Raw genomic sequence first — 4,500 nt, 5'->3', positions numbered from 1 at the left:
CCCATGTCGTGAGAGTCGGCGCGGGGTGCCAGGTGCACACCGACACGGCCGGCGCCCCAGACTTCGATGGCGGCGTCGGTTACTTCCAGCAACAGGCGTGCACGGTTTTCCAGGGAACCGCCATAGTTGTCGGTACGCTGGTTGGTGCTGCTCTGCAGGAATTGGTCGAGCAGGTAGCCGTTGGCGCCGTGGATTTCCACACCGTCAAAGCCGGCGGCCTTGGCGTTTTCCGCACCTACACGGTAGGCGTCGACGATGTCGGCGATTTCTGCGGTTTCCAGGGCGCGTGGGGTTGGGTAGTCGGCCAGTGGGCGCACCAGGCTGACGTGGCCTTTAGGCTGGATCGCGCTGGGGGCCACCGGTGTTTCGCCGTTCAGGTAGGATTCGTGGGAGATCCGGCCCACGTGCCACAGTTGCAGGAAGATCTTGCCGCCCGCGCCGTGAATTGCCTTGGTGACGTTGGCCCAGCCGCGCACTTGGTCGTTGGACCAGATACCTGGGGTGTCCGGGTAACCCACGCCCAGCGGCGTCACGGAGGTGGCTTCGCTGAGGATCAGCCCAGCGGAAGCACGTTGCACGTAGTACTCGGCCATCAGCGCGTTGGGGACACGGCCGTCATCCGCACGGCAACGGGTCAGCGGCGCCATGATGATGCGGTTGGACAGTTCCAGGTCGCCCAGTTTGATCGGATCGAAAATAGTCGTCATGGGAAAACACCTTCTCTATTAAGTTGATCAGTTGGTCGCAGGGGCCAGGTCGGCATCGCCGCTCTGACGGAAAGTAATCAGGGTCACCAGCAGGGCAAGCACCGCCAGGGCGCCAGCGGCCAGCGGTACGCTGGTCAGGCCGAAACCGTGGGCTATCACGCTGCCGCCCACCCAGGCGCCGAGGGCGTTGCCGATGTTGAAGGCGCCGATGTTGAGGGTGGACACCAGGTTCGGGGCGGCCTTGCCGAAGGTCACCACGTTGATTTGCAGCGCAGGGACGGCTGCGAACGAGGCGGTGGCCCACAGGAACAGGGTGATTTCAGTCGGGATCAACGCGACGCTGGTCCAGGTCAGCGCGGTGGAGACCACCGCCATGCTGATGAACACGCCGACCAGGGTGGCAGCCAGGCGTTTGTCCGCCAGCTTGCCGCCGATGATATTGCCCACCGTGAGGCCCAGGCCGATCAACAACAACGTCCAGGTCACGCCTTTGGGCGACACGCCGGTGACATCGCCCAGCAGCGGCGCGACGTAGGTAAAGAGGGTGAACATGGACGCCGAAAACAGGGCGGTCATGCTCAGCGACAGCCAGATGCCCGCGCCCTGGAGGGCTTTGAGCTCGGCGCGCATGTCGAGTTTCTCTTCGTCACGCTTGGCGGGCAGGAAGCGGATCAGACCGATCAATGCGACCACGCCAATCACTGTCACTGCCCAGAAGGTCGAACGCCAGCCGGCTTCCTGACCCAGCGCAGTTCCCAATGGCACGCCCAGTACGTTGGCCAGGGTCAAACCGGTGAACATCAAGGCTACGGCCGACGCGCGTTTGTTGGCCGGCACCAGGTTGGCCGCCACCACCGAACCGATACCGAAGAAGGCACCGTGGCACAGCGCGGTGACCACACGGGCAAACATCAGCACGTTGTAGTCGCTGGCCAGGGCGCAAAGTAGGTTGCCAATAATGAAGATGCCCATCAACGCTATCAGGGCGGCCTTGCGTGGCAGCTTGGCGGTGGCCAGTGCCATGAACGGTGCGCCGATGGCCACGCCCAGGGCGTAGCCGGTGACCAGCCAGCCGGCGCCTGGAATCGACACACCCAAGTCTGCCGCCACATCGGGCAGCAAGCCCATGATGACGAACTCGGTGGTGCCGATGGCGAAGGCGCTCAGGGCCAGTATGAGTAGCGAGAGGGGCATTTGCGTTTCCTTGTTACAGCGCTGCTTTATCGTCAGCGCTGAGTTCGGTGATAAGCGCAGTGAGGAAGGCTTGAATCGTTTCCTCATTGCGTCTGAAAAAGTGCCACTGCCCGGCCTTCTGGCTGCTGATCAACCCTGCCCGTTGCAAGGTGGCCAAGTGGGCCGACACGGTCGACTGGGACAAGCCGCAGCGTTGGTCGATCTGCCCGGCGCAGATGCCGTATTCGTGGTTGTGCAGTTGCTCGGGGAACTGCACCTGAGGGTCTTTCAGCCAGGTGAGGATGTCTCGTCGTACTGGGTGTGCCAGGGCTTTTATTATTTCGTCGAGGTCGATGGACATGGCGGTTGCTCGTTGCTTGCAGCGTTATATCGCGATGAGGCGAACTTTAAATCGTCATATCCCGATATACCAATATGAATTTGGTCTTAATACCGATCAATTCGGTATATCGGGTTATAACGATACGTTGATGGCAGTGGTAGACTGCGCGGCATGAATTATCTCGCACATCTGCATCTGGGCGGCCAACTTCCTGCACAACTGCTGGGCAGCTTGTATGGCGATTTCGTCAAAGGCCGCTTGCAGGGCCAGTTCAGCCCGCAAATTGAATCGGCTATTGCGCTGCATCGCTCAATCGACCGCTTCACCGACAGCCACCCGCGGGTAGGGGAGGCGTTGTCGCGTTTCAGCCTGACCCGCCGACGCTATGCCGGGATCGTCCTCGATGTGTTTTTCGACCATTGCCTGGCGCGGGATTGGTTGGTGTATGCCGACCAGCCACTGGAGCGTTTCACCGCGCAGGTGTACCGGGTGCTGGCAGCCGAGCCGCAATTGCCGGGGCGTCTGGCGCAGATCGCGCCCTATATGGCGGCGGATGACTGGTTGGGTTCATACCGCGAGTTCGCGGTGATGGAGCAGGTGCTGCGCGGGATCTCCCGGCGCCTGACACAACCCGAGGAGCTGAGATTTGCAATGCAGGAGTTGCGTGAGCTTTATGAGCCGTTGAGTGAAGACTTTCGGGTGTTCTATCCCGAATTGCAGGCCTTCGCACATATCCAACTTACGGCACAAAACTGAATGTGGGAGCGGGCTTGCTCGCGAAATAGGTGTATCAGTCGGCACATCTGATACTGACAGACCGCATTCGCGAGCAAGCCCGCTCCCACATTTTTGACCATGCCCGCTTCAGGCCGCGAACGCGGGCCGTACTGGCACTTGCTCTGCCTCCGGCACCGGCCCAAACAACGCCTTTTGCACCGCCTGCTGCGCCTGGAACGCCAGCGCCGCACGTTCTTGCCCGGCACAGGCAATCGGCTTTAGCACATGAATCTCCACATCGCCCTGGTCATTGGCAAACAGGCGCATCAGGTGCGACAGCAAATCATCATCGCCAATAAACGGTGCCAGCGGATCGACCTGGCCGTCGCGCAGATAACGGATCGCCACCGGTTGCAGCGACACCTCGGCATCGATCGCACTGGCCAGCAAGCGCCCGTGGAAGGTACGCAGGCTGCGCCCGTCGGTGGTGGTGCCTTCTGGGAACATCAGCAGCGGGTGCTGTTGCTCCAGATGGCGGGTCATCTGCTTGCGGATCAATTGGCTGTCACCCGAACCGCGGCGGATAAACAGGCTACCAGCCTTGGCCGCCAACCAACCGGCGACCGGCCAGGTGCGTACTTCGGCCTTGGACAGGAAGGACATCGGCGTGACCATGCCCAGCAACGGAATGTCGGTCCAGGACACGTGATTGCTTACCCACAGCATCGGGGTTTGCGGCAGTTCACCGTGAACCGTCACGCGAAAGGGCAGGGCATTGGTCAGCCGCGTCATGAAAAAACGCGACCAGCGCTGGCGCCGCACCATCGAGTTGGCGATGCCCAGACGCTCGAACACGCCAAACACACTGGCCATGCTCAAGCCCAGCGCCACTACCAGCAGCACCCGGGCAATACGCCCGTAGACGCGCAGGCGGCTCATCACATCGCCGCCTTGAAGTGACGGGCGTAACGCGGGCACAACTCATCACGCTTGAGCAGGATAAACACGTCAGCCACTTGGAAATCTTCATCCCAGCACGGCTCGCCGCAGATCTTCGCCCCCAGGCGCATGTACGCCTTGAGCAATGGCGGCATCTCGGCGATGACGTTGGACGGCAGGTCCAGCGCCGGCAGAGGCTTTTTCGGCTCGGCACGCAGGTGTTCGTTGCACAGGTAGCGTTCGCGCAGGCGCTGCATGATCGCGTGGGCCTGGATGCCACCGTCGTGCATCGGGATACTCGCGCAGCCCATCAAGTAGCTGTAGCCGCCCTGGTTGAGCACTTCGGCCAACTCACCCCACAACACCGCGATGGTGCCGCCGTTGCGGTAAGCCGGGTCGACGCAGGTGCGGCCGATTTCCAGGATCGGGCCCTGCAGGTGCAGCAGGCCATGCAGGCTGAATTCTTCTTCGCTGTAGAACCGGCCCAGGGTGCTGGCAGCCTGGTGGTCCAGCAAGCGGGTAGTGGCTACCAATCGACCGCTGTTCAAGTCCCGCACGCCGATGTGGCTGCAGTGCACATCATAGTCATCCATGTCCAGGCCCAGTTCCGCACCTTTCAGC

Annotated in this window: 6 protein-coding genes; 1 reads left to right on the top strand and 5 read right to left on the bottom strand. The window is 61.7% G+C overall.

Annotated features, from left to right (window positions below; genetic code table 11):
• From ACRESD_RS26600 to ACRESD_RS26590, 3 genes are all read right to left on the bottom strand, one after another.
• A partial coding sequence (locus tag ACRESD_RS26600; RefSeq protein ID WP_431753633.1) for an alkene reductase occupies positions 1-707 on the bottom strand: 707 nt, incomplete at its 3' end.
• Between the two features lie 27 nt (positions 708-734).
• A complete protein-coding gene (locus ACRESD_RS26595) occupies positions 735-1,901 on the bottom strand; it encodes an MFS transporter (protein ID WP_431753632.1) in 1,167 nt (388 codons plus the stop codon).
• Between the two features lie 13 nt (positions 1,902-1,914).
• Positions 1,915-2,241, bottom strand: coding sequence for an ArsR/SmtB family transcription factor (locus tag ACRESD_RS26590; RefSeq protein WP_431753631.1), 327 nt, complete (start codon positions 2,239-2,241; stop codon positions 1,915-1,917).
• A 153-nt stretch (positions 2,242-2,394) separates the two neighbouring features.
• Here ACRESD_RS26590 and ACRESD_RS26585 point away from each other — a divergent pair, with 153 nt between their 5' ends.
• Positions 2,395-2,979 (top strand): ACP phosphodiesterase, encoded by a 585-nt coding sequence (locus tag ACRESD_RS26585; protein ID WP_431753630.1) that lies wholly within the window; start codon positions 2,395-2,397, stop codon positions 2,977-2,979.
• 108 nt (positions 2,980-3,087) lie between these two features.
• Here ACRESD_RS26585 and ACRESD_RS26580 read toward each other — a convergent pair whose 3' ends face one another.
• Entirely contained in the window at positions 3,088-3,879 is a 792-nt protein-coding gene (locus ACRESD_RS26580; protein ID WP_431753629.1) for a lysophospholipid acyltransferase family protein, read from the bottom strand.
• Positions 3,879-4,500 (bottom strand): GNAT family N-acetyltransferase (locus tag ACRESD_RS26575; protein WP_431753628.1); only part of this gene is annotated, 622 nt, incomplete at its 5' end. The genes ACRESD_RS26580 and ACRESD_RS26575, both read right to left, overlap by 1 nt.

This window comes from Pseudomonas sp., from assembly GCF_050739995.1.
Taxonomy (GTDB): domain Bacteria; phylum Pseudomonadota; class Gammaproteobacteria; order Pseudomonadales; family Pseudomonadaceae; genus Aquipseudomonas.
This window is presented reverse-complemented; position numbering and strand designations above follow the sequence as displayed.